Origin of the sequence: Mesorhizobium sp. B3-2-1 (assembly GCF_006439515.1) — a bacterium.
Lineage (GTDB): Bacteria > Pseudomonadota > Alphaproteobacteria > Rhizobiales > Rhizobiaceae > Mesorhizobium.
The window spans coordinates 30687-56025 of record NZ_VFTI01000005.1; the positions used below are offsets into that span (position 1 = coordinate 30687).

The 25339-nt window shown below is 63.8% G+C and carries 37 protein-coding genes and 1 tRNA gene; 21 read left to right on the plus strand and 17 right to left on the minus strand.

Annotation, left to right across the window (positions count from 1 at the left end):
* Positions 1–83: 83 nt before the first annotated feature.
* Complete coding sequence (locus FJW08_RS06670; RefSeq protein WP_140809804.1) at positions 84–791, plus strand: hypothetical protein; 708 nt, start codon at positions 84–86, stop codon at positions 789–791.
* Between the two features lie 201 nt (positions 792–992).
* Here the strand turns inward: FJW08_RS06670 and FJW08_RS06675 are convergent, their stop codons facing one another.
* Both FJW08_RS06675 and FJW08_RS06680 read right to left on the minus strand, forming a co-directional pair.
* A complete protein-coding gene (locus FJW08_RS06675) occupies positions 993–1325 on the minus strand; it encodes a hypothetical protein (protein WP_140763445.1) in 333 nt (110 codons plus the stop codon).
* A gap of 4 nt (positions 1326–1329) precedes the next feature.
* The gene (locus tag FJW08_RS06680; RefSeq protein ID WP_140809806.1) at positions 1330–1710 is read right to left on the minus strand and encodes a hypothetical protein; all 381 of its coding nucleotides are present in this window, start codon (positions 1708–1710) and stop codon (positions 1330–1332) included.
* A 115-nt stretch (positions 1711–1825) separates the two neighbouring features.
* On the opposite strand from FJW08_RS06680, the gene FJW08_RS32870 reads away from it, so the two are divergent.
* The 3 genes from FJW08_RS32870 (at position 1826) to FJW08_RS06695 (ending at position 3141) form a co-directional block, all read left to right on the plus strand.
* Positions 1826–2218, plus strand: coding sequence for a hypothetical protein (locus tag FJW08_RS32870; RefSeq protein WP_246682237.1), 393 nt, complete (start codon positions 1826–1828; stop codon positions 2216–2218).
* 268 nt (positions 2219–2486) lie between these two features.
* Positions 2487–2756: a hypothetical protein gene (locus FJW08_RS06690; RefSeq protein WP_140809808.1), complete on the plus strand. Its 270-nt coding sequence runs from the start codon at positions 2487–2489 to the stop codon at positions 2754–2756.
* A 79-nt stretch (positions 2757–2835) separates the two neighbouring features.
* Complete coding sequence (locus FJW08_RS06695; protein ID WP_140809810.1) at positions 2836–3141, plus strand: hypothetical protein; 306 nt, start codon at positions 2836–2838, stop codon at positions 3139–3141.
* A gap of 52 nt (positions 3142–3193) precedes the next feature.
* On the opposite strand, the gene FJW08_RS06700 is transcribed toward FJW08_RS06695, so the two are convergent.
* Positions 3194–3619 carry a DoxX family protein gene (locus tag FJW08_RS06700; RefSeq protein WP_140809812.1) on the minus strand — a complete coding sequence of 142 codons (426 nt, stop codon included), beginning with the start codon at positions 3617–3619 and terminating at the stop codon, positions 3194–3196.
* A gap of 624 nt (positions 3620–4243) precedes the next feature.
* On the opposite strand from FJW08_RS06700, the gene FJW08_RS06705 reads away from it, so the two are divergent.
* From FJW08_RS06705 to FJW08_RS06720, 4 genes are all read left to right on the plus strand, one after another.
* On the plus strand, positions 4244–4423 hold the full coding sequence (locus FJW08_RS06705) for a DUF3606 domain-containing protein (RefSeq protein ID WP_140763456.1): 180 nt from the start codon (positions 4244–4246) through the stop codon (positions 4421–4423).
* Positions 4424–4611: 188 nt separating this feature from the next.
* Positions 4612–5055 (plus strand): GFA family protein, encoded by a 444-nt coding sequence (locus tag FJW08_RS06710; RefSeq protein ID WP_140809814.1) that lies wholly within the window; start codon positions 4612–4614, stop codon positions 5053–5055.
* A gap of 125 nt (positions 5056–5180) precedes the next feature.
* Positions 5181–5417 (plus strand): DUF982 domain-containing protein, encoded by a 237-nt coding sequence (locus FJW08_RS06715; protein ID WP_140763463.1) that lies wholly within the window; start codon positions 5181–5183, stop codon positions 5415–5417.
* Positions 5418–5428: 11 nt separating this feature from the next.
* Positions 5429–5674 carry a DUF982 domain-containing protein gene (locus FJW08_RS06720; RefSeq protein ID WP_140809816.1) on the plus strand — a complete coding sequence of 82 codons (246 nt, stop codon included), beginning with the start codon at positions 5429–5431 and terminating at the stop codon, positions 5672–5674.
* A gap of 68 nt (positions 5675–5742) precedes the next feature.
* Here FJW08_RS06720 and FJW08_RS33230 read toward each other — a convergent pair whose 3' ends face one another.
* Positions 5743–5877, minus strand: coding sequence for a hypothetical protein (locus FJW08_RS33230; RefSeq protein ID WP_263489072.1), 135 nt, complete (start codon positions 5875–5877; stop codon positions 5743–5745).
* Positions 5878–6077: 200 nt separating this feature from the next.
* Positions 6078–6314: a hypothetical protein gene (locus FJW08_RS33350; RefSeq protein WP_348642655.1), complete on the minus strand. Its 237-nt coding sequence runs from the start codon at positions 6312–6314 to the stop codon at positions 6078–6080.
* A 253-nt stretch (positions 6315–6567) separates the two neighbouring features.
* Between FJW08_RS33350 and FJW08_RS06730 the strand changes: the two genes are divergently transcribed.
* From FJW08_RS06730 to FJW08_RS06760, 7 genes are all read left to right on the plus strand, one after another.
* The gene (locus FJW08_RS06730; protein ID WP_140809818.1) at positions 6568–7476 is read left to right on the plus strand and encodes an alpha/beta hydrolase; all 909 of its coding nucleotides are present in this window, start codon (positions 6568–6570) and stop codon (positions 7474–7476) included.
* A gap of 392 nt (positions 7477–7868) precedes the next feature.
* Positions 7869–8165 (plus strand): hypothetical protein, encoded by a 297-nt coding sequence (locus tag FJW08_RS06735; protein WP_181182851.1) that lies wholly within the window; start codon positions 7869–7871, stop codon positions 8163–8165.
* A gap of 35 nt (positions 8166–8200) precedes the next feature.
* Positions 8201–8274 (plus strand) — tRNA-Gln (locus FJW08_RS06740).
* A 217-nt stretch (positions 8275–8491) separates the two neighbouring features.
* Entirely contained in the window at positions 8492–8737 is a 246-nt protein-coding gene (locus FJW08_RS06745) for a hypothetical protein (protein ID WP_140809820.1), read from the plus strand.
* A 148-nt stretch (positions 8738–8885) separates the two neighbouring features.
* Positions 8886–9176 carry a hypothetical protein gene (locus FJW08_RS06750; RefSeq protein WP_140809822.1) on the plus strand — a complete coding sequence of 97 codons (291 nt, stop codon included), beginning with the start codon at positions 8886–8888 and terminating at the stop codon, positions 9174–9176.
* A 154-nt stretch (positions 9177–9330) separates the two neighbouring features.
* The gene (locus FJW08_RS06755) at positions 9331–9537 is read left to right on the plus strand and encodes a hypothetical protein (protein WP_140763476.1); all 207 of its coding nucleotides are present in this window, start codon (positions 9331–9333) and stop codon (positions 9535–9537) included.
* A 111-nt stretch (positions 9538–9648) separates the two neighbouring features.
* Entirely contained in the window at positions 9649–9894 is a 246-nt protein-coding gene (locus FJW08_RS06760; RefSeq protein WP_140809824.1) for a DUF982 domain-containing protein, read from the plus strand.
* A gap of 60 nt (positions 9895–9954) precedes the next feature.
* On the opposite strand, the gene FJW08_RS06765 is transcribed toward FJW08_RS06760, so the two are convergent.
* On the minus strand, positions 9955–11031 hold the full coding sequence (locus FJW08_RS06765) for a PAS domain S-box protein (protein ID WP_140809826.1): 1077 nt from the start codon (positions 11029–11031) through the stop codon (positions 9955–9957).
* Between the two features lie 91 nt (positions 11032–11122).
* Positions 11123–11365 (minus strand): hypothetical protein, encoded by a 243-nt coding sequence (locus tag FJW08_RS06770; RefSeq protein ID WP_140809828.1) that lies wholly within the window; start codon positions 11363–11365, stop codon positions 11123–11125.
* A 253-nt stretch (positions 11366–11618) separates the two neighbouring features.
* On the opposite strand from FJW08_RS06770, the gene FJW08_RS06775 reads away from it, so the two are divergent.
* Both FJW08_RS06775 and FJW08_RS06780 read left to right on the plus strand, forming a co-directional pair.
* On the plus strand, positions 11619–11927 hold the full coding sequence (locus FJW08_RS06775) for a hypothetical protein (protein WP_140809830.1): 309 nt from the start codon (positions 11619–11621) through the stop codon (positions 11925–11927).
* Positions 11928–12170: 243 nt separating this feature from the next.
* Positions 12171–13172, plus strand: coding sequence for an aldo/keto reductase (locus FJW08_RS06780; protein ID WP_140809832.1), 1002 nt, complete (start codon positions 12171–12173; stop codon positions 13170–13172).
* Positions 13173–13237: 65 nt separating this feature from the next.
* Here FJW08_RS06780 and FJW08_RS06785 read toward each other — a convergent pair whose 3' ends face one another.
* The 6 genes from FJW08_RS06785 to FJW08_RS06810 all read right to left on the minus strand — a co-directional run bounded on the left by FJW08_RS06785 (position 13238) and on the right by FJW08_RS06810 (position 17481).
* On the minus strand, positions 13238–14320 hold the full coding sequence (locus FJW08_RS06785) for a D-alanine--D-alanine ligase family protein (RefSeq protein WP_140809834.1): 1083 nt from the start codon (positions 14318–14320) through the stop codon (positions 13238–13240).
* 23 nt (positions 14321–14343) lie between these two features.
* Positions 14344–14961 (minus strand): C39 family peptidase, encoded by a 618-nt coding sequence (locus tag FJW08_RS06790; RefSeq protein WP_140809836.1) that lies wholly within the window; start codon positions 14959–14961, stop codon positions 14344–14346.
* Positions 14958–15521: a GNAT family N-acetyltransferase gene (locus FJW08_RS06795; protein ID WP_140809838.1), complete on the minus strand. Its 564-nt coding sequence runs from the start codon at positions 15519–15521 to the stop codon at positions 14958–14960. The genes FJW08_RS06790 and FJW08_RS06795 overlap by 4 nt, the downstream gene beginning before the upstream one ends.
* A 97-nt stretch (positions 15522–15618) precedes the next feature.
* Positions 15619–15798, minus strand: a complete 180-nt coding sequence (locus tag FJW08_RS06800; RefSeq protein WP_140809839.1) for a hypothetical protein — start codon at positions 15796–15798, stop codon at positions 15619–15621.
* Positions 15799–15856: 58 nt separating this feature from the next.
* Positions 15857–16816, minus strand: coding sequence for an AraC family transcriptional regulator (locus FJW08_RS06805; RefSeq protein WP_140809841.1), 960 nt, complete (start codon positions 16814–16816; stop codon positions 15857–15859).
* 236 nt (positions 16817–17052) lie between these two features.
* A complete protein-coding gene (locus FJW08_RS06810; RefSeq protein WP_140809843.1) occupies positions 17053–17481 on the minus strand; it encodes a VOC family protein in 429 nt (142 codons plus the stop codon).
* A gap of 155 nt (positions 17482–17636) precedes the next feature.
* Here FJW08_RS06810 and FJW08_RS06815 point away from each other — a divergent pair, with 155 nt between their 5' ends.
* A complete protein-coding gene (locus FJW08_RS06815; protein WP_246682238.1) occupies positions 17637–17891 on the plus strand; it encodes a hypothetical protein in 255 nt (84 codons plus the stop codon).
* Between the two features lie 180 nt (positions 17892–18071).
* On the plus strand, positions 18072–18977 hold the full coding sequence (locus tag FJW08_RS06820) for a protein-L-isoaspartate O-methyltransferase (protein WP_210241178.1): 906 nt from the start codon (positions 18072–18074) through the stop codon (positions 18975–18977).
* A gap of 17 nt (positions 18978–18994) precedes the next feature.
* Here the strand turns inward: FJW08_RS06820 and FJW08_RS06825 are convergent, their stop codons facing one another.
* The 3 genes from FJW08_RS06825 to FJW08_RS06835 all read right to left on the minus strand — a co-directional run bounded on the left by FJW08_RS06825 (position 18995) and on the right by FJW08_RS06835 (position 21565).
* Positions 18995–20194, minus strand: coding sequence for a PLP-dependent aminotransferase family protein (locus FJW08_RS06825; protein ID WP_181182863.1), 1200 nt, complete (start codon positions 20192–20194; stop codon positions 18995–18997).
* Positions 20195–20348: 154 nt separating this feature from the next.
* Positions 20349–20807 (minus strand): GNAT family N-acetyltransferase, encoded by a 459-nt coding sequence (locus FJW08_RS06830; protein ID WP_140809849.1) that lies wholly within the window; start codon positions 20805–20807, stop codon positions 20349–20351.
* Between the two features lie 266 nt (positions 20808–21073).
* Positions 21074–21565, minus strand: a complete 492-nt coding sequence (locus FJW08_RS06835) for a hypothetical protein (RefSeq protein ID WP_224614474.1) — start codon at positions 21563–21565, stop codon at positions 21074–21076.
* A 58-nt stretch (positions 21566–21623) separates the two neighbouring features.
* Here FJW08_RS06835 and FJW08_RS06840 point away from each other — a divergent pair, with 58 nt between their 5' ends.
* Entirely contained in the window at positions 21624–22262 is a 639-nt protein-coding gene (locus FJW08_RS06840; protein WP_246682240.1) for a DUF922 domain-containing protein, read from the plus strand.
* A gap of 53 nt (positions 22263–22315) precedes the next feature.
* Here the strand turns inward: FJW08_RS06840 and FJW08_RS06845 are convergent, their stop codons facing one another.
* Entirely contained in the window at positions 22316–23851 is a 1536-nt protein-coding gene (locus FJW08_RS06845; protein ID WP_140809851.1) for an acid phosphatase, read from the minus strand.
* A 211-nt stretch (positions 23852–24062) separates the two neighbouring features.
* Between FJW08_RS06845 and FJW08_RS06850 the strand changes: the two genes are divergently transcribed.
* Positions 24063–25298, plus strand: a complete 1236-nt coding sequence (locus FJW08_RS06850) for a cytochrome-c peroxidase (protein ID WP_246682268.1) — start codon at positions 24063–24065, stop codon at positions 25296–25298.
* The last annotated feature ends 41 nt before the right edge of the window (positions 25299–25339 follow it).

A 25339-nucleotide genomic window follows, 5' to 3' on the forward strand; every position in this document is an offset into this window, starting at 1 on the left:
TGAGCAGGAACTACGTCCTCTCATTGCCGACACCGGGCAGAACAGCCCGCACACTGATCCCACTTGAACATCCCGGATACTCGATGCGTCACCAGCATGCCGTCATCCACCACCGCGCGCTCGACTTCTGGCTGGCGCGCGCGGCGGTCCTCGTCATCATCTGCCTGCAGCTTCTGGTGATCAACGATCTTTCGTTCGGCCCACGCTGGCTGGCGCCGGGGCTGGAGGCCGCCCTGCTCGTACCCCTGTCCGTGGCCACCGCCTGGACGCAGGCCGCCACCCAGAAAGCGGTCGAGGAGGAGCACTGGTACCTGGTTGGCCGGTTTCGAGTCATGATCCGTAGGACGGCTCTGGTGATGACCGGCGTCGTCAGCGTCATGAACTGCGGCTCCCTGGTGTTCCTGGTGCGTGCCTTGCTGGCCGGCCACGCCGGCTCCAGCGGCCAGACGCTGCTGGTCGACGCGCTCAACATCTGGATAACCAACGTCATCGTCTTCGCCTTGTGGTTCTGGAGCACCGACCGGGGCGGGCCGCCGACCTGCGGCCTCGTCACACGCGCCCATGCCGATTTCCTGTTTCCGCAAATGACCCTGAGCGACCGCGAAATCCGCGACTGGCTGCCGGGCTTCGTCGATTATTTCTTCCTCGCCTTCACCAATGCAACGGCGTTTTCGCCAACCGACACGTTGCCGCTCTCCCAACGCGCCAAGCTGCTCATGATGGGCGAGGCCATGATCTCACTGCTGACGATCGCGCTTGTCGCGGCTCGAGCCGTCAACATTCTGGCCTGAGGCATGTCACGCAAGCCCGCCGGGCACCGGGAGAACGGCAGACATGAAGATGAAGACCTGAGCGCGCGTCGCCTCGATCCATTCAAACGCGCCTTGGGCCACCTCAGAAGCCACAAACGCAAAAAGCCCGCCCCGGCGCGAGCCAAGGCGGGCTTTGGCTCGACCGAGCCGCAGATTCTCAACGCCAGGCAAGGCCCAGAATCATTCCTCCCCAGCTGGCCTGAACTTCCGCACGATCACCTCGAACAATATATCCGAGAGCATGTCCAGTTGGTTGATGGCGACATCGATGTCCTTGGGCAGCACCGAAAGCACGATCTTGAGATATTGGTCCGGCTTGTCGGCCCGCACCTCGGCGAGGACGCCGGCGCCGTGGGCGCGAAAATCGGCGCGCACGGCGGCAAGAAAATCGTCGCCCAGTGTCTTCTTCATCCGCTTCGGGCGAGGTCTCTTCGCGGCTGCCGGGCTGGCGGGTTTGCGCCTCGCCGACCTTACCTTGGCGCGCGACGGCTCGGCATCGGTTTCGTCGGCCATCGGCTTACCCCAAGGCATCGCCGGCCGCCGCCTTCGGCGACGCCGATCTGGTTTGCCGGACCGCCTTCTTCGAGCGAGCGGACTTCTTCCCGGCCCGCTTGGCGCGCTTCGGCCTTCCGGCAGGTTTTGCAGCGCTTGATGGTTTTGCAGCATTGGCCCGCGCCTTGAGCCTGGCTATGACAAGACCGACAGCGCGGCAGTCGATGCCTGCCAGCGGAAAGTTGAACCCGCCGGCCTCGTCCCGCACCATGCCGATCAGCACGCCGGGCGCCACTTGCTCGACACGGCCGAGCCGCGCCTGCGGTCCCGCGCCCTCGAATTCGCCGATGGCGCTGACGACCTCAAGGCCGTCATCGCCGGTGATGATGGTGGCGTAGCGTGCCATGGGATTGTCTCTTGAAGGTTCGCAAAATAGGGTTCAGTCACAAAGGCGGCGTCGCCATGGCCAAGTGCAAAGACCGGATAGAAAGCACCAATTGCCTCGATACCATCCTATCAGCGTGACCCCGGAAATAGATTGCGTCCAAAGCGACCTGCGCGAATTGCGCTGGACAGATGACACGGTCGTCGCGGACTTCACAATCCCCGGCGACGAACACAATGTCTTGCGTGTGCTGTTCGCCAATCATTCGGTGATCATCCGCATTCTCGATGAAATGCCCCTGAATACCGAGAATGAGGGCGCGCCCAAGGAAGGTCTCGTTCCCCACCACTTCGCATATCGGGTCGAAGGAGCTACCTTTGAGAAGACACAGTCGGAGACGTGGAAGTTCACGCAGCACCCGGCGACACACTATCGCTTCTTGACCGGCTGGACATGCCTTGATGTCTTGTCGGCCAAGGAACCGGTTTTTCAGGTCGTCAAGCGAATCCCGATCTCAACCTTCGACTGACGACCGGGACGTCTCGAAGTACGGAAAATAGCAGGCCAAAAAAACCCGCCTTGGTGGCGGGTCGTTGGCGCAAATCAGCACCATGGACGAATATGTAGCATGGCTGCCCTCACCGGGTCAACGCGTTTCTAGGAAAAAATTCACATTCGACCGAAAGAGCATGACGCCGGCCCTGACATCCACCCGGCTTTTCATCAGCCGGTTCCTGTGAAATCATCAGCGCCAGCTCATGGAATGATTCCCGTCGCACGGCCTTGTGGAGAGGACGATGGACAGACCAGCCATGGCATCCGTCTTCAGGATGCGGCACGCTCCGGCTACGGTTTCCGGTGTGCGCAGCACTGGTCAGGGCCAGGCGGATCCGATCATCCGGGTGCACTCGCTTGGCGAAGCGATCCGCTTCGTCGCCGGCGCTTACCCCAACTACGACATCGGCACCGTTGCCATAGACTGCGGCGATCCTTCGATCCCGCGCCTCGGCAGCCTGGAGGTCAGGGCGCTGTGGCGCGAATATGGCGAGCGCCTGACGCAGGAGTAGACGCTTCCGGCCGACCGGCGTCCTGGGATCGGAAACGCCGCTGACGCGTTTCCACTGCGATCAATGGAGGGAGCAATCCATGAACGTCGCCAACCTGCAACTCGAAGGTCTGCTGATGGCCGTCGCCTCGATCAACCAAGTCCTGGTCAAAAAGGGGGTGCTCACATCGGAGGAGATCGATATCGCGCTGCGCAAGGCCGAGGCCTCGGAAACCGGCGAGGAGCGGTCCGGAGGCATGTCGGCGTCGAGCCGCGACGCCGTCAATTTTCCGATCCGGCTGCTGGAACTTGCCAACCAGTGCCAGCCGGAGGCGGACATGCCGTCCTTTTCGAAGCTGGCCCGCATGGTCGGCCAGATGAAGGAGCCTTATAACGATCAGATGTAAGGCCCTCCTTACGCCCTGCCCCGGCGAGCGTCATGCCCTGCCCCGGGCGGGCCTATGCCCTGCCCGGCCATCCCAGGTTCAGCGCCAGAATTCTTCCCGGTCCGTGGACCGCCGCGAACAGCAGCCCGGCCAGGAACGAGAAATGGTCGACGAAGAAGCCGAACTCGGCCTGGTTGCCGGTCCAGTGGCTGGGTCCGTGGAAGGCAAAGGCCAGGAACAGCACATAGGCGGCGGCGACCAGGGCGGCCTGCGAAAAGAAGGCACCGCTGAGCAAACACAGCACCAGCGTCACCTCCAGGATCGCCGCGCACCAGGCGAGGAAGAGCGGGAACGGGAAACCGGCGGCCCCGATATAGCCCGCCGTGGCCTCCATGCCCATGAACTTGAAGGTCACCGCCATCAGGAAGACGGCGGCGAAGATCACGCGGGCAACGAGAAGGGCCGCGGTCTGCCACGGCGATTCTGCGATTTGAGACATGGTTGTATTCCTCCAGTTTCATCAGCCCCAAGGACGCGCCGCCGAGCGCGGATCCGACATCTGCCAGTGATTTTTCATGGCCAGCGATTTTTCATGGACCCGCGATTTTCCTCCCGGTTTGCCGGCCGCCGCGACACGCGCCAGGCGTTCACGAACGATTAACGATGCTGAAACTTGTCCGTAACCAGCAACGTGATATCGTTAGCCGGGGCTAATGCACGGCGTGTCCTGTGCAGTAATTTTGGGCGGGTTGAGTTTGGGCGCAAGTATCAGCTTGGGGACGAAGTCCTATCTGGTCAGGTCACCGGTTCTGGAGTGCGATGGCTGCGGCGGCACCGGACAGGTTTTCCAGTGCCCGCGCTGGACGAGTTCCAACGGCCTTTGCTGTCCCGCCGGCACGCATTACCGCGGCTGCCCCGGCGCCAGCGCGCCCTGCGCCGAATGCGGCGCGACCGACAGCCACAGCGCCGACCCGGCCCCTCCATCGGCCTGAACCGGGCCGGCGGTAAGGGCTGCCGGTCACCGCCACCCGCCATGGAACCAGCATGGCCGATCCGTGTTATGTCTGACCGCGACATCTAGGCGTCCGCGCGACCATGCGGCTTACAGAAAGTGAGGCCCGACATGCCCGACGACAAATCGAAGACCAAACAGGACCGCAAGCTGGTCTCGAGCGAGGAGACTTACGAGGTCGCCGACTTCGCGCGCAAATACGGCATTCCGCAGAGCGAGGCCCAGACCATCATCAAGCGCTACGGTCCTTCGCGCAAGAAGCTCGACAACCACATGGCCGCGCGCGGATAGAAAGGGCCGCGAGGCGGCAACCATTTCGCCGGCGTCGCGTTGGGGATGCCGTGTGCCGCGTCAACCGGGCCCGGCGAACAGGATGTCTTTTTCCCGGTTTCTGGCCAACGAAATGGCGGACGAACATCTGTCGGCTCGTGGCATGCCAAACTGACAAAGCCATGCAGGCGAAAACGGAGGGCGCAACCATGTCCGAGACAACACGCAGGACCGGTAGCTGCCTGTGCGGCGGCGTGCAGTTCGTCGTCACCGGCCAGCCGTCGCGGGTTGGTCTTTGCCACTGCAAGGACTGCCGCAAGGCGGGCGGTTCGGTCTATTCGGCCTTTGCCATCTGGCCGCGCGATGCCTTCGAGACATCGGGCGAAGTGGCCAGCTACGGCACACGCAGCTTTTGCCCGACCTGCGGCAGCCGCCTCGCCTGGGTCGACGACAACGAGGCCGAGGTGATGCTCGGCAGCCTCGACGTCGCACCGACGGACCTGGCACCGCAATATGAATTGTGGACCGGCCGGCGCGAACCCTGGCTGCATGCCTTGCCCGACGCCGAGCAGTTCGAGCATGACCGGCCACAGGCGCAGGGCGCGGATTTGCCCGTGCCCAGGCCGTTGTCGGACGCCGTCGCGCGCGACTGAAAGCAGATTGAAAATTGATCGTTCGGGCTTGGAACCCTCCCCTGGCGGCGACGTTATCCGCGGCTTCCTCTGTGCATGGTCCTGCCCGGGTCTTGGCCGACATGCACGATTCATGGAGACGACCGTTGAACGACAAGATGTTTCCCCGACCGATCCGCTTGAAGTTCTTCCACGGGCGGGAGCGCGTGGTGCGCAGCGCCTGGGAGGGGCTGGAATGCCTCGGTGACTGGCCGGCCGGCCGAGGCCGGCGCTACCGGGCTGCACTGCGCAGCTGCCGCGATGCGCTGGATGGCTGGGCGCCGCCGGAAAAGGCGATGCGGGCGATGATCGACGCCGCGCGCGAGGCGCGCATTCTCCAATAGCGGGAAAAACAATGGCCGATTTGATGCTGTCGACACCGCTGCGGGTCAAGCCGCATGGCTCGGACACGATCCGTGAGGTGGCCACGCTTCAAGACGCCAGTGAAATCCTGATCGACTGGCCACACGCCAAGCGCGGCCCTTTCTACCAGGCCGCGCGCGGAAAGGTCGAGTCGGCGCTGGAGAACGATGAAAGCGCGGCGCAGGCGCAGGAGGCCTTCACCGCGCTGTGCGAGCACGCCGGCCTTCTGGTCAGGTAAGTCAAGCAAGTCCACAAAAGCAGGGGTACTCGCCTGCTTTGCGGAACTGGGTTCGATCCCAGCTTCGATCATTGTGTGGGCAGATCACCGTCCACGATCGGGTGGGAGCTCTCGAAGCCGACGCTCTTCGGCGCCATCAGCATCAGCACGATCACGGCGGCAATAGAGACAAGCAACGTAGCGATCCTGGCAATATCTTTCACATCCTCATCCTTCCCGGGTCCGGTTTTGCCATAGAAACGTCTCCTGATCCGCGAGGTTCCGCTGCCGCGATGGCAATGTTGCCTGACAAGCTCTACTGCTTGGGGGGCTGGGGCGGCACTTCGCCCGGCTTGATTATCGGCGTCTTGCCTTCGTCGGGCGCCGGCGCGGCCATGCCCTGGTCGCCGGTGGCCGGCGGCTTCTACACGCCGCCGCAATCGTTGAGCTTTTCGCTCAGGCCGCCGCCGCCGGGCTGCTGCTTGCCGCCCTGATCCGTTTGTGCCCGGCTTCTGTCGGCTTGCTGGTCCAGCGCCTGCTGAGCCGCCTGTGCCGCGGCCGGCACCGCCAGGGCCAGCATCATGGCGCATGACGCAATGGCGAGAGGTTTCATCTCGGCCTCCTTCGTTGAACAGCCGCCCGCGGCGGCCTTTCCCTTCATGGGGACAACGCCCGTCGGCCCAAAAGGTTGGCCCACAGGGTTGGCTCCAAGGGTTGGCCCCAAGGGTTGGCCCCAAGGTTGGCGAAGAGAGGGCTGTTCGCGGGACCGGCCGTTGGAGCCGGTGCGGCTTTCTTGTCGCCCTCTTCCACAGCCCGGGACCACTTGTTGTCGGCGGCGCAAATAGCCGTCGCTTGCGCAAAAGGCGCTGCAACCAACCCCGTTCTCCAACCGTTGCCTGTGCCGGAGGCCGGCCATGTTCGAGCATTTCCAAGCCATGGACGTCGACATCGGGGACGCCGACATCTTCGTGCGCAGCGCGGGTGGCGGACCGGCGGTGCTTTTGTTGCACGGCTTTCCGCAAACCCATCTGATGTGGCGCGATATTGCGCCGGTGCTCGCCGAGCGTTTCACCGTCATATGCGCCGACCTGCGCGGCTATGGCCGCAGCGCCTGCCCGGCATCGAGCGCCGATCATGCGCCCTATGCCAAGCGGGCCATGGCGTCGGACATGGTGGCGATGATGGCGGAACTCGGCTTTACCTCCTTCATGGTCGCCGGCCATGACCGCGGCGGGCGTGTCGCCTACCGCCTGGCGCTCGATCATCCCGATCGTATCGAGAAACTCGCCGTGCTCGACATCGTGCCCACGGCCGACGCCTGGGACCGGGCCGATGCCCGGCTGGCCCTCGGCTACTGGCCGTGGTCGTTGCTGGCGCAGCCCGAGCCCTTGCCGGAAAAGATGCTGGCGGGCGCCGCCGATGCCATCATCGACAATGCGCTGGGCGGCTGGGGTTCGTCGCCCGATGTCTTTCCCGCCGGCATCCGCCAAGCCTATATCGATGCCTTGCGCGATCCCGCCCATATCCACGCGATCTGCGAGGAATACCGGGCGGCGGCAACGCTCGACCGTGAACACGACCGGGCGGACAAGGCCGCCGGCCGACGCATCGCCTGCCCGGTTCTGGCCTTGTGGAGCGGGCAAGGCGCGCTCGCCGAATGGTATGCCGGCGAAGGCGGACCGCTGGCGCTATGGCGGAACTGGGCTGACGACGTGCATGGCCACGCGATGTCAGGCGGACATTTCTTTCCCGAAGAAGCGCCCGGGCAAACGGCTGCCGCGCTGATCGATTTCTTCGGCAAGGTCAAGGCGGGGGCCGGTTAGCCACCGCCACGGCCACCTCGGATCAGCCGGCTGATTCCTCCGATGTAGACTCGCCGTCGGGTTCACCAGGCCGGCAAGGATCGGATCTTCGCGGACACTCCTCGAAACCATGGTCTCGGCCGCCGCAGAAGGAACAGCACATCGCCTTACGGCCCTCGTTTCCGGGCCGCCATTGCGGTGTTTCGTAAGGCTTCCTGCCGTCCATGCCCAGCAATGCGCGACGCCCGATTTGGTTGCGCGGCCGCCGGCGCCGCGCCCGAAGGCGCACGCCGCACGGCCTGTCGCGGAACCAACGGACACGATGCGGGTTGTGTGCGACAATGGATGCGGTCATTCCAGCGCTAATCCGGACCGGCTGCGCGCGCAATCGTGTCAAACCAAAGAGAACCTCCATGTCCGCTCGTATTCCGACCCTGTTGACGGCGATGGGCGTCGTGCTCGCGGCGACCGGACTGGCCGATGCCCGGCCCGACAGCCGCTCCATGAACTGCGGCGAGATCCGGGCCATGATCCAGAGCCACCGTGCCGTGGTGCTGACCACCGGCCCCAACACCTATGACCGCTATGTCAGGCAGTTCGGCAACGAGTGCGACTGGCCTGAAGTGCCGATGTCGGCCTATATCCCGTCCCGTGACGGTGACTGCCCGGTCTATCGCTGCGAAGAACCGGTCAACAATTTCCCGAATTGACCGCAAGCTGCCTGGGCGCCATAACGTCCTGCTTCTCCCGCTTCGTCTAATGGTAGGACAGCGCCCTTTGAAGGCGTGAATCGTGGTTCGAGCCCATGAGCGGGAACCAAGCAGATGATCTCAATCAACCTAGCGTGAACGGAATCTGGTCGGGTCGCTCCCGATCCTCTCCCATCAATTCGGACACAATCCGGGACAGGTAAGAACCGGCCGTGATCCTGCCGGGCAGGAGGAAGGTGGCTTCCGCCCAGGACCTCGCTCGCGATTGACGGCAAGTTAACGTTACGTTAACTTTAAATTCGCCGATACTAAAATAGGAGATCCTGATGAAGATCGCCTTTGTTTGCCTGGCGCTAGTCCTCGCCGGGTCGAGTGTCGCTGCGGCGCATGGAAAAAAGGCAAGAGTCACCGCTGACAAGGCATGTGCTCGTCTGTCGATCAAGGCGGCAGTGGCGGCAAAATTGGACTGCAATGCAACGGGAACCGCCACATCGACCCAGACCGACGCAACGAATGCTAAGCCGCGCCTTGGGTACGAAAACGCTTGGACGATATCCTCGTTTGGCCTTTAACGTTCCCAACATTTCTCCCCAAAGGCCCAGAGACCGAAGCGCTGGGCCTTTGTAAAACGTGAGTGGCCATCGCGAGCGCCCGGTCCTGTAACCGGCATGAAACCTCGCGGCCTATTGCGCGTTCATTGTCGGCCAACAGGAGAATTCCATGGATCCGGCAACCGCGGCGGTGATGATTATGCTTTCATGCAGCGCATCGCTCTGTCGGCCCACGGAGTCGCGCCCGGTCGTCTACCCATCGATGGAGGAATGCCAGGCGGCACTTGAAGTCAGATTGGCACCGTGGCCGAACGGCGAAATGATCGGTCGATGCAAGCAGATCGACCAGACGGCGACCGGCTCGATTCCACCGGAGGGATACGCCGCGGTTCAAGTCACGCGGGGGATAGGCAGCGATGCGGTCACCACCAACTACTTCGTTCCGAGAGCCGACAACTAGGAAGCCCGGAAGCCGAAGCTGTCGGCCGTTGACAAGTTCGCAGTTGGCGAACCGCTAGACATCGACAGGCTCTCGGGTTTGGCCCGACCCCCCTGAAACCATTTCAGGGACCCGGCGTTAACGGCCGGCATGGCCAGACACAGGAGACATTCCCATGACCGTCAATTGCCGCATATCCATCGACAACCGGCCTGACGCGACCAACGCCACTTTCCAGGCTGTGCCGCGCATTGGCGAGACGGTTTCCCTGTCGGTCGACGGAAGCCCGCAGGATCTCAGGGTCTCGCGTGTCGTGCATGTTCCCAACGGCGGACTGGAAGGCGCCGCGATCATCGTCGAGGTGACGACCAACATCCTCTAGACCTTGTTTCGCCGCGAGATGCCCCGGGGAGCATCACGCTACAGTGATCGGCGGCGATGAAACCTCGCGCGGCCAAACGCGTTCCATGCCTGCAACAGGGTCCAGGCTCCAATGCAAACCGCGTGGTTCTCCAAGCCCGTCGTGGTTTCGGTCGGCGTTACCGGAGCCACCCGCAACCTGTCCAACACACAACAGGCCATCGAACTGCTGACGACGCATTGGCGCGATGCCGGCAGCCTGAAACATCAGTCCGCGCTGCGCGCCTGCCGCCGGGCAACGAGCGGCGACGTGCCCACCGACGTCGCCAGGGAGGCTTTTGTCGAGGCCGCGCGCGAGGCGCATATCCTGGTCGAGTAGGTCGAGCTGATACGATTTTGGGCACGGATTTGGGCGGCGTTCCAGACCGGCAGATTTATCCTAGATGCCGAAACCCGGCGAAACGTCGTCGGCCTCACTGCCGGAGTGCGCCACGATGATGGACGCCAAGGGCGCGCTCAGCCGCCATTTGAGATGGCCGGGCGACCGCTCCAGAATGGCGGAGCCGCCTAGCGACTGCGGCGCCACGCGCTGCAGCACGACGGTGCCGAACCCCTTGCGCGTGGTCTGGTCCCGCCGGTCGCCGGGATGCGGCGTCGACGTCTCCTCCCAGGTCAACTGGAATTCACGCTCGCCCGCGGAGCCGGGGTCTTGCGCCCCGGAGTCGATTGTCCAGATGATCTCCACCCGGCCGCCTTCGCTACCCAGCGCGCCATATTTGGACGAGTTCGTGCCCAGTTCGTGGAAGGCCATGCCAAGATTCTGCACCGCGTTCGACTGCAGCGTCAGGACCGGGCCGGAGAGCAGGATCTGCTCCTCGCGGCCAAAAGGCTTGAGATGTTCCTGGATCAGGTCGAACAGGCTCGCGCCCGCCCATTCCGAGGTGACGAGCAGATCGTGCGAGCGCGACAGCGCCATGATACGGGCGCGGATCAGTTCCTCGAACTCATGCGGATCGCTCGAACGTTTGCTGGTCTCCCTGACCATCGACAGGATGACCGCGAACTGGTTCTTGACGCGATGGTTGACCTCGCGCATCAGCAGCCTGATCCGGCGCTCGCTCTCCTTGGCGGTGGAAATATCGCGGGCGATTTGCGAGGCGCCGACGATCTCGCCATTGCTGTTCTTGATCGGCGAAATCGTCAGCGAGACGGAAATCGGCACGCCATCCTTGCGCCTGCGCGTCGTCTCAAAGCTCGCCACCCGGTCGCCGCTGCGAATCTTGCTGATGATCTCGATCTCCTCGTTCTTGAGGCGATCGGGGATCAGCATCAGGATGGATTGGCCGATCGCCTCCTCGGCGGTGTAGCCGAACATGCGTTCCGCCGCCTGGTTCCAGCTTTGAATGATGCTGTTCAGATCCTTGCTGATGATGGCATCGAAGGAGGAATCGACAATTGCCGCGAGCCGGGCGTCGGCAGTCGCCCCCTGTCTGTCGCTGCCGTCAATGTCGTTCATCGCCATCCGCAATTGCATCTTCTCCCAATCAGATAAGGCGCAAACCGGTCAAGGCAATCGCAGGCGCGAGAATGGACAACTTTATCCCGTTTCACTCCGCCTGTTCCGGCGGCGCCTTGCCGTCGCCACTGGGCATGAGCACGCCGAACTCCTGCGACTTGGCGCCTAGCTCCGCCATCAGGAAGCCGTCTGAGGCAAGGCCACGCCGCAGCAATTCGCGGACAGCCGCCGAACGGCTTGGCATGCGCTTGTCGAAACGCCAGTTTTCCAGCGCGGCCAGTTCATCCTGGGTCAACATGATCTGCAATCGTTCCGGGCGTTCTAGTTCAGCCATGTGCGCCTCCCCGTGCAATCCGCCGAGTTAGTAATTGCCTCATTCCACTTACAGTTAGGGAGTCCCCCATCTTGCGTCAAGCGCGGCGAACGGGTGAATGCAGCACTGTGATCATCAAACTCCGGTTGAGCGTTCATGTAACTTTACTAACGTGCTGATTTTATTTATATATTTTTCAGTTTTAGCTTGCCAGGCCCCGATATCGGGCGCATCTTGCAGACTTGAGGAAACCAACTCGCTTTGGGAGGTTTCGATGCGATACGACTATTCCACCATGCTGCGTGAAGACGTCTATTCGACCGTCTGCACCGCATTCAAGACAGTGGGCATCATCAACGTGTCTGTGGTGGCGGAAAGGATCAGGATCAGGAATCTGGCAGAGAATGTCGCCCTCGAGGACATTGAGCATCTGGTCCTGCAGGCTGCCCAATTGATTGGAGCGGCAATCGAATTCGATGCTTGGTCCAATGGACTAGGTTGGCCTGGAAACGATGGCGTCGAGAATGGCAAGGAGAGTGCCAATCTCCCGCTCGATCTTGGTCGATCGGCCTCGATGCAATAGCCAAAGCCGCCCTCCTCCCGCGACGTTGCTTCAAATATGTGAGCACTGTGCGCTTATAGTCAGACTTGGACTGAGCGGTCCCGGCGGGGCCGCGACGCCGCCGGCGAGCTGATGGCGAAGCCGGTGCGTACAGCGTCATGCCCGATGCTATCCATCGAGACCGCGCCGAACACCCTGTGGGAATTGAACGAGCGCCTTATATGATCCTGGTCATCTCCTTCCTTCCCTCACGGAGCTCCACCCATGACCCTCAACACACGCAAGCTCGGCAGCCAGGGGCTGCAGGTCTCGGCCATTGGTCTCGGCTGTATGGGCATGAGTCAGTCCTACGGCCCGGCTGACGAAGCCGAATCCATCGCCACGCTGCATCGCGCCATCGAACTCGGCTGCACGTTCCTCGACACCGCCGAGGTCTATGGCCCGTACACCAACGAGGCCCTGCTCGGCCGGGCGTTGAAGGGCAAGCGCGACAAGGTGACCATCGCCACCAAGTTCGGCTTCCTCATCGAAAACGGCAAACAGGTGGGGGTCGATAGCCGGCCCGGGCATATTCGCGAGGTCGTGGAAGCCTCGCTCGGCCGTCTCGCCACCGATCATATCGACCTGCTCTACCAGCACCGCGTCGACCCCGCGGTGCCGCTGGAGGATGTCGCGGGCGCTGTCGGCGATCTGGTCGACCAAGGCAAGGTGCGGTTCTTCGGCCTGTCGGAGGCAGGTGCCGCCAACATCCGCCGGGCGCACGCCGTGCATCCGGTGTCGGCGTTGCAGAGCGAATATTCGCTCTGGGAGCGCAATCTGGAGCCGGAGATCATCCCGCTGCTCGGGCAACTCGGCATTGGCCTGGTGCCATTCTCGCCACTCGGCCGCGGTTTTCTCACCGGCGAGGTCAAGCGCGCGGAGGACTACGCCGAGGGCGACTACCGCCGCAACGACCCGCGCTACCAAGGCGAAAACTACGACGCCAATGTCGACGCGGCGGCCAAGGTGCGCGACATCGCCACGGCCCGCGGCGTCAAGCCCGGCCAGGTCGCGCTGGCCTGGCTGCTGGAGAAGGGCAACGGCTTTGGCGTCGACATCGTGCCCATCCCCGGCACCAAGCGGATCAGATATTTGGAGGAAAACGTCGCCGCCGCGTCATTGAAACTCGACGCCGCCGAAATGGCCGCGCTCGACGATGCCCTGGCGCCGGGAAAAATCTCCGGCCCGCGCTACACCGAGCGCGGCATGGCGATGGTCGATCGGTAGGCGCTCGGAGCGCAAAGATCCGAACACCGGAATCATCCTGGCTTGTATCTCGATCGGCGAAGACTTCAGACTGTGCGCCTCGCATGCCTCGCCAGCGCGTGCTCGATCAGCGCGTCGATGACCTCGCTGTAGCCGATGCCGATCGCCGCCAGCGCCTTGGCGTACATCGAGATGTCGGTGAAGCCGGGCAGCGTATTGACCTCGTTGATCAGCAGGGAGCCGTCGGCGCGCAGGAAGAAGTCGACGCGCGCCATCGCCTCGCAGCCCAGCGCCTTGAAGGCTTGCCCCGCCATGTCCCGCGCTCTGTCGGCGATCGCGGCGGGGACGTCGGCGGGCACTTTGACCACAGCGCCGTCGGCATCGAGATATTTGGCCTCATAGGTGTAGAAGCCATGCTTGCCAGCCGGGATGATCTCGCCGGGCAGCGAAACCGTCAGCGAGCCATCGGCCCGTTGCAACACCGAGCACTCGATCTCGCGGCCTTCGACGAACTCCTCTATCAGCACCTTGCCGTCATAGCGGAAAGCCGTTTCGACGGCCTCTGTGAAGCCATCCCTGTCGTCCACCTTGCTCACGCCGAAGGACGAGCCCTGCCGCGCCGGCTTGGCGAAGAAGGGCAACCCAAGCGCCCCGGCGATTTCCTGGAACGAACCGACATCGCCTCTATGCACGGTGACCGAGCGGGCGACGGCAAGGCCGGCTTCGCGCAGCAGTCGCTTGGCGACGTCCTTGTCCATGGCGGCGGCCGAAGCGAGGATGCCGCAGCCGACATAGGCGACATCGGCGACCTCGGCATAGCCCTGCACCGAGCCGTCCTCGCCGAACGGACCGTGCAGCACGGGAAAGACGACATCGACCGGCGTCAGGTCGGTTGCCTTGTGCGACGCCGAGATCAGCCGGCCCTTGCCGCCGGGCAGCAGGGCGACCTCCACGCCGTCCTCCGACACTGGAGCCCCTGCCCCTTCGCCTGCGGCCTCTGACGTCGGCTGCTGAAGCAGCCATCTGCCGTCCCTGGAAATGGCGATCGGCACCACCTCGTAGCGGCTCCGGTCGATCGCCTTCAGTACATTGGCCGCCGACAGCCGCGACACGTCATGCTCGGCCGAGCGACCGCCGTACACGATGGCAACCCTGATCTTTCCGGTCATCGAAATCCCTCAACTGTCGAAAATCAAATGGCGACGGCAATGCCGCGATTGGCGAAGAAACGATCGAAATCGGCTGGCGCCAACACTGCGTTTGCCTGTGTGGCGCTGGTATGGCCGGATGGGTTGTGAAAGCGAAAACCGTCGTGCGACGCCGCCGTGACCAGCACCAGATGACCGCCCTTCGACGGCGGCTCGCGCTCCGGCCAGCGGATCGAACTGCTGACCGAAGCGATGAAGAAGCGCGACCCCGCCAGGATCGCCGGAATGTCGGTTGCCGCGACATTGGTCATCACCTCGGCCTCGATGCCGAATTCCTGCTTCACGAAGGTAACGAAGGGCGCGTAGATCAGGCCCTTGATCGAGCCTTCATTGACGACATAGCCGCCATATCCGGTGCACCGCCTTGCCAGCTCGATCGTCGGCACGATCTGGCCACGCGTCGCCAGGATCATCTTGAGACACGCCATGCCGCAGACATTGGCGGCCCAGACCGCGTATTCGTCGAGCGTAGCAGCACCTGATCCCTGCCACAGCGGATCCCGCCGCAACGCGGCTTCGGCGCCATCGGCGAGCACCGCCAGCGTCATGTCGAGCGTCTCCCACTGACTGAAAAACGGCACGACTTCAGGCGGTGAACTCATGCGGACTCCTCGGGCAGCCGATCCATCTTCCGCCTTCTTTCGAGAGCGAGGAGATTGGTCGGCGCGCCGTGCAGCATCACCTCGCCTTCGAAGCGAAAGCCGCATTTTTCCAGGACGCGTCGCGAGGCGGCATTGGCCGTCCGCACCAGTACTATGACCCGTTCGGCATGCAGGTCGTCGAAGGCGAAAGCCAGCGCCGCGCGGACCACCTCGGTGGCATAGCCATGCCCCCAGCTTTCGGGGTGCAGATGATAGGACAGATTGAGCCCCTCGAATTCCTTGGACACCGTGACGCCGCCGAAGCCGACCGGCGCGCCGTCGGTCTCGATCGCCCAGCGCACAAATCCATGCTCGCGCCAATGGCCGATGTCGCGCAGCAGCCGGTCGGTGCTTTGCCGCGCCGTGTCGGGGCTGGGATCGGGCCGATGCGCGACCAGTTCCGGCCGGGCGAACAGCCGCGTCACGAACGCAAGATCGTCCGCCGCCGGCTGGCGCAGCAGCAGGCGGGCGGTGCGGAGGCTGCCGGTTTGCCGGGCGTCACCGCGATAATTCTCGGGCATGGGCTGTCATCGCTTGTGCTGGCCGGAATGAATTGCCTCCAGTCATGCAGCCAATTGCGATGCGATCATGGCAGCGCCTTCCAGCCGTGCCGCCATCCTACTTCGTGTTGATCACCGAAGCCGGCCAGTAGGTGTCCATGGTCGCCCCGTTGCGGTCCTCGTCGAAGAGGGAGTCGCTGCCGAAGCTGGCGCGCAGCCCGATGACCACCTTGTTGGCCCTGATGTCCTGGGTAGACGTTTCGAACTTCCTCCGCTCGAATTCATAGCGTCCGAACACCGCCCACGCCGCGACCTGCTGTAGAGCGGTCAGCGATTCAATGAAGCAATGAATCGCTCTACCTGGCGCCACTCGGCGTCGAACCGAAGCGACGGCCAAAACAGCGGTTGAAATAGGAGACGTCGGAAAAGCCGCTCAACAGCGCGATCTCGCTGACCCGCATGCGGTCGTTGCGCCGGTCGCGCAGCATGCGATGGGCTCTCTGCAGGCGCAGTTCGAGAATGTGCTCGGCGAAACTGGAGCCCGTTTCCTGCAAGAGATCATGGACGTAGCGCGCGGAAAGCCGCAAATGCTGGGCGATGTGCTGGGCCGAGATGGCGGGATCGGCGAAGTTGTCCCGCATCTTCCGCAGGATGGCCTGCAGCCTTGCTGCGCGCAGGCCGCGCACGCCCGCCAGCTCGGCGATCTCGCCCTTGGCGCCCGTCGCCAGTCCGATCAGGTCGACGATCGTCTCGGTGGCGTGGGCGACAAGATCGGGCGAGAGCAATGCCGGTCCCGCTTCCAGGAAGCCGCAATAGCGCTTGAGCATGTCGAGCGCTTCATTGTCGGCGCCGATGGTCAGCGCCAGGCGATCCTCGACATGGGCGAAGGCATTTTCCAGGATTTCGCGGGGCACCACGACATTGGTCCAGACATTACGGTCGCCACCTGTCATGTCCAGCGCTTCCGAAGCCGAGACCAGCGCGCCCTCGCCCCTGCCTATGCCGTAGTCGCGGCCGGCCTGCACACCGCTCAGCCTGGTGTCGCCGTCATTGACCAGCAGCAGATAGCCGTCGCGGCCGTCATCGGCGATGTTGCGTGTCTTGCGGCTGGCATGCCTGATCGTCCCGGCCATCCGCCCCAGCACCAGCGGGCCGATGGCGGTGGCTTCGATATCCGCCTGGAACGGCACGTTTCCGGAGATGGCGTATTCGACCGACCATATCTCCGCGACATGGATGTCCTGCCAGAGCGCGAAGCGCGCGCGGTCGTCGAGATGCGGCGGCAGGTCGACCGATGAGAAGACGTTCTTTTTCAACGAGCAACCGGCCTTTCCCGCGCACGCGTCTTCCCTGAAGCCGCACCGTATGGGACCGATTTGCCTCTTGTCCAGAGACGGCGACATCCATGCCTTGCAGGACAATTTCAGTGCCGCCCAGGTCAAGAATCCGACCGGATTCGCCGGCCCGGCGTCCGATTTCCAAAACACGCGGAATGCGGCATGGGAATCACCCGGCCTCGCCTGGCGCGGTGGCGCCAGCCGGCCGAGCGCACCTAGAACGTGATCTTCACGGAGGCCGCACTCCGGTTGGCCGGGCCGTGGTGGACGGCCTCGATGTTGTTGCCGTCCGGGTCGAGCAGGAAGGCGGCATAATAGCCGGGATGATAGGGCCGCTCGCCCGGCGCGCCATTGTCCGTGCCGCCGGCCGCCAACCCGGCTTCGTAGAAGGCATCGACCATGGCGTGATCCCTGGCCTGGAAGGCCAGATGATGCCGGCCGGTCAGCTTTCCCAGTGCCGCCCGGCTGTCGGCGCTGGAGACGAACAATTCGTCGGCCCAGAAATAGTCCTCGCCGGCGCCGCCGATCGGGACACCAAGCACCTGGAAGAGCGCCTCGTAGAAACGCCGGCTGGCAGGGAGATCCCGTACCACGAGCTGGAGGTGGTCGATGAGCCGGCCGCGATGCAATTCCTGGGTTTCCATGAAAGCTGCTCCTCGCAAGGCCTCGAATTTAGGCCCGGGCGGCAGGGCGTCAACGCGGGGCGCGTGCATCTGCTGACAACCGGCGACAAATCTTCGGGTCCGATGGAACTTTTCGGCTGACGGCAAGTTTGGTGGCGCGGCGGGAGGAATTGCGATTGGATTGTTTTCAGAAGCTCGAAGCACTGATCGACAGTGCCGGTGTCGACGATATCGATGAGGCGAACGCTTTGCTGCGCCGGTTCAAGGGCAAGTCCGAACAGACCGCGCGGGCCATCGACGAGTTCATGCTGGACTTCAAGACATTGGTCTTCGTCGTCGAAACCGGCGAAGAGGGTTTCCAAAAGCCGATCCGCAAGCTCGCCCGCGCCAGGCTTGCGACGCTCGAGCAGCTGGTGAACGTGCCGGCGTAGTGGAACACGCGCAAGCTGTCGCGGCCCGCATCAGCGCAAAGCCGCCCTCACCTTTCGCGCCGTACCTTACCGAAATGTATGAGCCGACCGGTTGTCAAACCGTCGAACCGGGTCGATGCTTGGTTGAGCCTGTAACGATTTTCGGCCGCGCACTCACGGCCATGAAGGATCGACCGACAGATGCGTTTCGTGATCAAGTCCGGCGACGCATGCTTCGGCCCGGCGCGCCGGCAATTCCTGCTCGGCGCTGCCGGCCTGCTGCTGACCGGCCTTCGGCCGGCCGCCGCCAACGTCCCTGTCGCCCATGACCCCAACGCGATCCCGCCGATGGACAGCCGCGTCGGTTTCATCGACTGGATGAGGAAGAACCGCGGCGAGGATGCCGGCTTCCTCGGCCAGCGCTGGGATCGCTTCCAGGCACTGGTTACGCACAAGGATGTTTGGGACAAGCGCGACATGCGCGCCTATCTGATGACGCCGCGGGAGGAGTTCGTCACCGGACCCAACCGCGGCCGCGCCTATGAATGGCACTATCTCGACATCGGCTACGGCGTCACCATCACAGGCCCGCACAGCGTCGCGCGCATGACCAATTCGCTCGAGATACACCCTGGCGACAAGGTGCTCGAGATCGGCACCGGCTCCGGTTACCAATCTGCCTATCTGTCCAACCTCACCGACAAGGTGTTCTCGATCGAGATCATCAAGCCGCTGGCGGCGAGGACTCGCGCGCTTTACGACAGGCTGATCACGGAAGGTTATTCCGAGTACAAGGCGATCACCACTCGCAATGCCGACGGCTATTATGGCTGGCAGGAAGAGGCGCCGTTCGACAAGATCATCGTCACCTGTGGCATCGATCACATTCCGCCGCCGCTGCTGAAGCAGTTGAAGGCGAATGGAATGATGGTCATCCCGGTCGGTCCACCCGGTGCGCAGCATGTGCTGAAGATAACCAAGCACCAGGAAGCGGACGGCACGTTCAACGTCGTGCGCGCCGACATCTACAATGGCGGAACGCTGTCCTTCGTGCCCTTTACCAAGCTGGAAGGAGGCGCCATAAAAGGCACCCACAACGGCCCTTGAGCGCGGGACAGGGAGGCTTACCCCTTGAGCAGCGCCGCCAGCCTTGGAATGCCCTCGCTCACGGCGCGGCGGTCGGCCAGCGTGAAGGACAGCCGCAACGTGTTGCGCCCGGTGCCGTCGGCATGAAAAGCATTGCCGGGCACGAAGGCGACGCGCGCCTCCTTCACCGACCGCGCCAGGAGTTCCGTGGCATCAGTGCCTTCCGGCAGCGTCACCCAGACGAACATGCCGCCTTCCGGGCGGCTCCAGCTCACGCCCTTCGGCATGTTGGCTTCCAGCGCGCCAAGCAGGCCGTCGCGCCGCCCGCGATAGGCGCCGATGAGCTTTTCCACCTGGCCGTCGAACACGGATTCGGCGGCGCGGTGCATCACCATCTGGTTGACCGACGGGCTGTGCAGGTCCGAAGCCTGTTTCATCAGCACCAGTTTTTCGATCACGTGGCGCGGCGCGCAGACCCAGCCGACGCGCATGCCCGGCGACAGAATCTTCGAGAACGAGCCGCAATAAAGCGTGCGCGCCTTGTCGATGCCGCCGGAGCGCGCGCAGTCGAGCGCCAGGATCGGCGGGACGCCCTCGCCGTCGTAGCGGAGCGCCCGATAGGCCGCATCCTCGATGACGGCGATGTCGAGCTCGCCGGCAAGGTCGAGCACGGCCTCGCGCTGCTTCCGGTCCAGCGTGTCGCCGGTCGGATTGGCGAAATCGGGCACCAGATAGGCGAATTTCACTCGGCCGCCATTCGCGGCGGCAGCGATGTGGTAGGCTGCCGGCGTCATGTTGCCACCGTCGGGCCGCAGCCGGTCATAGCGCGGCTCGTAGGCGTTGAAGGCCTGCAGCGCACCGAGATAGGTCGGCCATGTCACCAGCGCGGTATCGCCCGGCGACAGGAACAGCTTGCCCAGATAATCCAGCGCCTGCTGCGAGCCGGAGGTGATGAAGATGTTGGCCTCGTCGCAGGCGATGCCGAGCTTGCCCATCTGCCCGGCAAGCCAGCGCCGCAGCGGCAGATAGCCTTCCGAGACCTGGTATTGCAGTGCTGCCCCCGCCTCCGCACCGCCGAGCACATCGGCATAGGCCTCGCGGATGGCATCGGCCGGAAACAGCGACGGATCGGGAATGCCGCCGGCAAACGAGATGATGTCCGGCTGGTCGAGGAGCTTCAACAGCTCGCGGATTTCCGACGCCTTCATGCGCGACGAGCGCGAGGCCAGGAGGTTCATAAGGGTCACGACACGCCTCCCCAGACGTTTTTACAATAGGTCAATCTAGCTGACCTATATCCGCTTTGCCGTGCGATTTGAATAGTGCCTGAAGGGCTTCCGCTATACGCCAGTCGCCGCCAGGCCGGAACCGGCGACGGCGCGCGGGCGTCCGTTAAAGGCTCTTCTTGTAACCGATATGGCTGGCGGTGAAGCCGAGCCCGTCATAAAAGCGGTGCGCGTCCGCCCGGCCCTTGTCGGTAGTGAGCTGTACAAGGCGGCAGCCCCGCGCCCGGCATTCGTCGATCGCCCATTCGAACATCTTCTTGCCGACGCCGTCGGAGCGCCTGGCGCTGGCAACGCGAACCGCCTCGATCTGCCCGCGCCAGCCGCCCTTGCGCGAAATGCCGGCAAGGAAGGTGATCTGCAAGGTGCCGATCACCTCCGCGCCGTCCACAGCCACCGCCAGCAGCTGGTTGGGATCGGCGTCGATGGCGTTGAAGGCATCGAGATAGCCCTGCGCCAACGGCAAGGAGGCATCCTCGCGGGCAGCCCCCAGCGGATCATCGGCGAGCATGGCGACGATGGCCGGCAGGTCGGAGGCTTGCGCCTTGCGGAATTGGATGTTGGTCATGGGCGGATGAGATACGGCCGGCAGTACACCAGGGCAAGCCGCTAATGGAATGGAGATCAATGGGCGGAAGCTTGCGCTGCCCCTCATCCGCCTGCCGGCACCTTCTCCCCGTATAGGGACGGGGAGAAGAATGCTGGCCATCCCTCGGCGCCTATTCCTCAGCGTCGGCAATTGGCGAAATCGCCGGCGACAGCGTCTTACTCCCCGTCCCTATACGGGGAGAAATGTCCGGCAGGACAATGAGGGGCAGCGCAACCTCTCGAGGCTCAATCCCCGTCACCTGCCGGCTTGGCCTTGCCGCATTGCGCCAGCACCTTGCCGATGGCGCCGCTCGAGCCCTTCAGCGGAAAACTGATAGCGCCATATTTGGCCGCGCTGACCGACAGATCCCCCTTCGAACGCAGCAGGTCGAGCAGCGGGTCGGCCTTGGTCAGGTCCGCCACGAAATAATTGTACATCTCCTCCAGTTGCAGCGTCTTCGTCACCGTCTTGCCGTCGGCCTTGAAGTCGAACGAGCCGCTGATGCCCGGTTCCAGCTGGGGGCCGCTGGCACCAAGATCGTAGCTCAGCACCGGATTGTCGAAACAGGTCAGCATCAGATACGCGTCGCCTTTCGGCCCGCCGCAGACGGAAGCGGTCAACACGCTGCCGCCCTCGTCTTCTTCCATCTTCGCGCTCCAGCCGCAGGACGCGGCAAAGGCCGGCTGCGCGCCGAGCAAAGCCGCCAAGGCACCGGCGGCAACGAGACATCTTCTCATGACTTCCCCCTCCTGGCATTTGCGGCACCCGCCGGCAGCATATAGGAAAAGCCGTTGAATGGCATTGCTTGTCCAGCAAGGCCGCGCCTTGGAGAGAGCGGTGTTGAGAGTCCGCCTGTGTCTTCTGACAGCCGCCCTGGTGGCCTCGCCGCTCGCCGCGCACGCCGAATGGAAGCCGGTCGAGAAGGTCGAGACCTACGCCATTTCAGGCCAGTCCGGGCTCGAGCTCTACCGGTCGATCGGCCAGAACGGACCGAATGTCGGCATTGCCCGCGCCATTGCCTTCACCAATTTCAAGCTGACCTGGGGAGTCAGGGACTACAAGCCCAGGGGCAAGGGCTGCGTGCTGACGGCGGCGAAGCCGAAACTGATCATCACCTACACATTGCCAAGCCCCTCCGCGCCGCTGCCGCCGGCCGTCCAGAAGAGCTGGGAGGTATTCATCGCCGGCGTCAGTGCCCACGAGAGGGTCCACGGCGCCAGTATGATACAAATGGTCCATGACATCGAAGCCGCGACAGACGGCCTGACCGTTGCCGATGATCCCAAATGCAGCAAGACCAGGGCCGAGGTGGTCCGTCGGCTCGACGCAATCTCGAAGGCGCGGGTGCAGGCAAGCCGCGATTTCGACCGCGTCGAACTCGGCCAGGGCGGCAATCTGCAGAAGCTCATTCTTGCGCTTGTCAATGGCGGCTGAGAAGGCCACCGCGCCCTGCGGCGCGGGCGGCATATCGGCGTTTCGCCCGGTCCCTATCGGCTCAGATCGAGCGCCGCTGAGAGATCGCCCATCGGCGGCTGGTCGTTGTTGCGCAGTGCCTTGTCGCGGGCGACGATGCCGGTCAGCACCGGCAGATCGAAGCGCGCGGTGATGAAGCGCAGGATCGACGTGGTGTCGTATTGCGTGTGGTCGACCGTGCCCATCTTGGCATAGGGCGAGATGATGAAGGCCGGGATGCGGTTGCCCGGGCCCCAGCGGTCGGCCTTGGGCGGCGCGACGTGATCCCAGAAGCCGCCATTCTCGTCATAGGTGACGACGACCAGCATGTGGCCCCATTGCGGGCTTTTCTCCAGATGCGAAACGACGTCGGCCAGATGCTGGTCGCCGCTGGCCACGTCGGCATAGCCGCCATGCTCGTTGAGATTGCCCTGCGGCTTGTAGAAGGCGACTTGCGGCAGCTTGCCGTCATCGATCGCCTTGATGAACTCGGCGCCGTCCAGGCCGCCATCCCTGAGATGCTCGGTGCGCGCGGCGGTCCCGGGCGCGTAAGCCGCGAAATAGTTGAACGGCTGGTGGTGGAACTGGAAGTTCGGCACCGGCGTCGCGTTCTTGCCGTCCAGCGTTGCCTGCCAGGCGCCGGCATACCAGGCCCAGCTCACCCCCTTCAGCGACAGGAGATCGCCGATGGTGATGTCGTGCTGCGGCGGCAGCGTGGTGGGCGCGGCCGGGTCGGCGAGCGCCTTGTCGCCGCCCTCGGCCGGCTTGTTGTGGCTCGGCTGGTAGGGTGGCTGCATGGTGTTGACGGCGTAGAAGTCGGGCGTGATGGCGCCGTCATTGACGAATTTCGGCGCGCCGCCGAGCGCCGAGGCCGGCGAATTGTCGGCAACCTTCAGTGTCACGCCGTCGGGCTCGACGACGGCGATCTGGTCCTTCACCGGGCTGGTGTCGGCGTTGGGATAGACCGGCGTACAGGCGCAGGCGAGCTGGAAATGGTTGAGGAACGAGCCACCGAAGGCGCCCTGGAAGAAATTGTCGGCCAGCACGTATTTCTTCGCCACCGCCCACATCGGCAGGATCGAACCATCATAATGACCCATGACCAGGCCGCCGGAATCGGCCCAGGCGACGAATTTGTCGTTCTTGCCGCCGTCGATCTGCATCTGCTCCTGATAGAAACGGTGCCACAGATCGTGGGTGATGACGTTGGTGCCCTCGTTGAAACCCTTGGGGTCGTCGATGGCGAAGGGGGCGTTGGCGAGATGCGCGGTCTGAGCCTCCGTCACCGCGGGCGTGACGCCCTTTCCGGTCAGCCCGCCCCAGACCGGCGGCAGTTCGGTGAGCGGCTTGCCGTCGCGGTCGAGCTGGCGCGCCTGGTCGGCCGAGACATTGGCCAGCCCGTTGGCGCCGGGGAAGCCGCCATAAAGGTTATCGAAGCTGCGGTTTTCGGCATAGATGACGACGACGGTGTCGATCTTGTCGAAGCCGGCAGGGGCAGCATTGGCCGCAGCGAGAGGAATGAGGGCCGAACCGGCCAGACAGAAGGAAGTGAGGAGCTTGAGCCTCGTCATGGAAAGACCTCGTGGCTTGACGGTGGCTGGAGGAACGCGGGGAACCATAGCGGCAGGTAACGTGGATGCCTTGTCACCTTTGTGACATCCGCCGCCTCGGCGAACACGGTTTCGTGAGCACTGGGGCCGGTCATCAATCCGTTGCACTGCATTCCTATTTCCCGGCCAAAGCGGACCATGCCCCATGAAGACGAGACGATGGGAAAGCCTGATGATCGCGATTGCCGCGATCTCGACCTTCGCACTTGCCGCGCTCGCGAATACGGCGGACGGCGTCCATCCCGGCCCGCTATCGCGCGCGCAGGCGTTCGCGCGCGCCGAGGCGCTCACCGCCTTGGGGCGAAAAATGTTCTTCGACCCGGCGCTGTCGGCCTCGGGCAAGCAGGCCTGCTCGTCCTGTCATGATCCGCGCCACGCTTTCGGTCCGGCCTCGGCATCTCCGGTCGAGATGGGAGGCCCGAACCTCGACCAGCCGGGCGTGCGCGCCGTGCCGTCGCTGCGCTATCTCCAGGCGGCACCTGCCTTCACCGAGCATTTCCACGATTCCGAGGACGAAGGCGACGAGAGCGTCGACAACGGTCCGACCGGTGGCCTGACCTGGGACGGCCGCGCCGACCATGGCAAGGATCAGGCGAAAATCCCCCTGCTCTCGCCCTTCGAGATGGCCAACAAGGATGAAGCAGCCGTCTCCGCCTCCCTGCGCAAGACCGCCTATGCCGATGACTTCAAGGCCGTGTTCGGGCAGGATGTCTTCGAGCGCCCGGGCGACGCCTTCACCGCCGCCGCCGAGGCGCTTGGCACGTTCGAGCAGAGTGCCGCCGATTTCTATCCCTATTCCAGCCGCTACGATGCCTTCCTTGCCGGCAAGGCGACGCTGTCGGCGCAGGAACTGCGTGGCCGCGAACTGTTCGAGGACGAGGCGAAAGGCAATTGCGCCTCCTGCCATCTCAGTGAACCCGCCAATGACGGCGAGCCGCCGCAATTCACCGATTTCGGGCTGATCGCCATCGCCGTGCCGCGTAATCCGGCGATCCCGGCCAACGCCGACCCCGCCTATGCCGATCTCGGCCTGTGCGGCCCGCTGCGCACCGATTTTCGCGGCCGCACCGATTATTGCGGCCTGTTCAAGACACCGACGCTGCGCAACGTCGCGCTGCGCAAGAGCTTCTTCCACAACGGCTATTTCCACACGCTGCGCGACGCCGTCGCCTTCTATGCCAGCCGCGACACCGACCCCGGCCGCTGGTATCCGAGGAATACCGACGGTACGATCGACAAATATGACGATTTGCCAAAGGCTTACTGGGGAAATCTCAACCAAGAATCGCCCTTCAATGGCAAGAAACCCGGCGACAAGCCGGCGCTGAACGACGCCGAAATCGACGATATCGTGGCGTTTCTGCAGACGCTCACCGATGCCGATCAGCGGACCGAGCCAGCGAATTGAACCCTTGGACCTCGCGCGGGCCGACGTGCCGGATTGGCCGC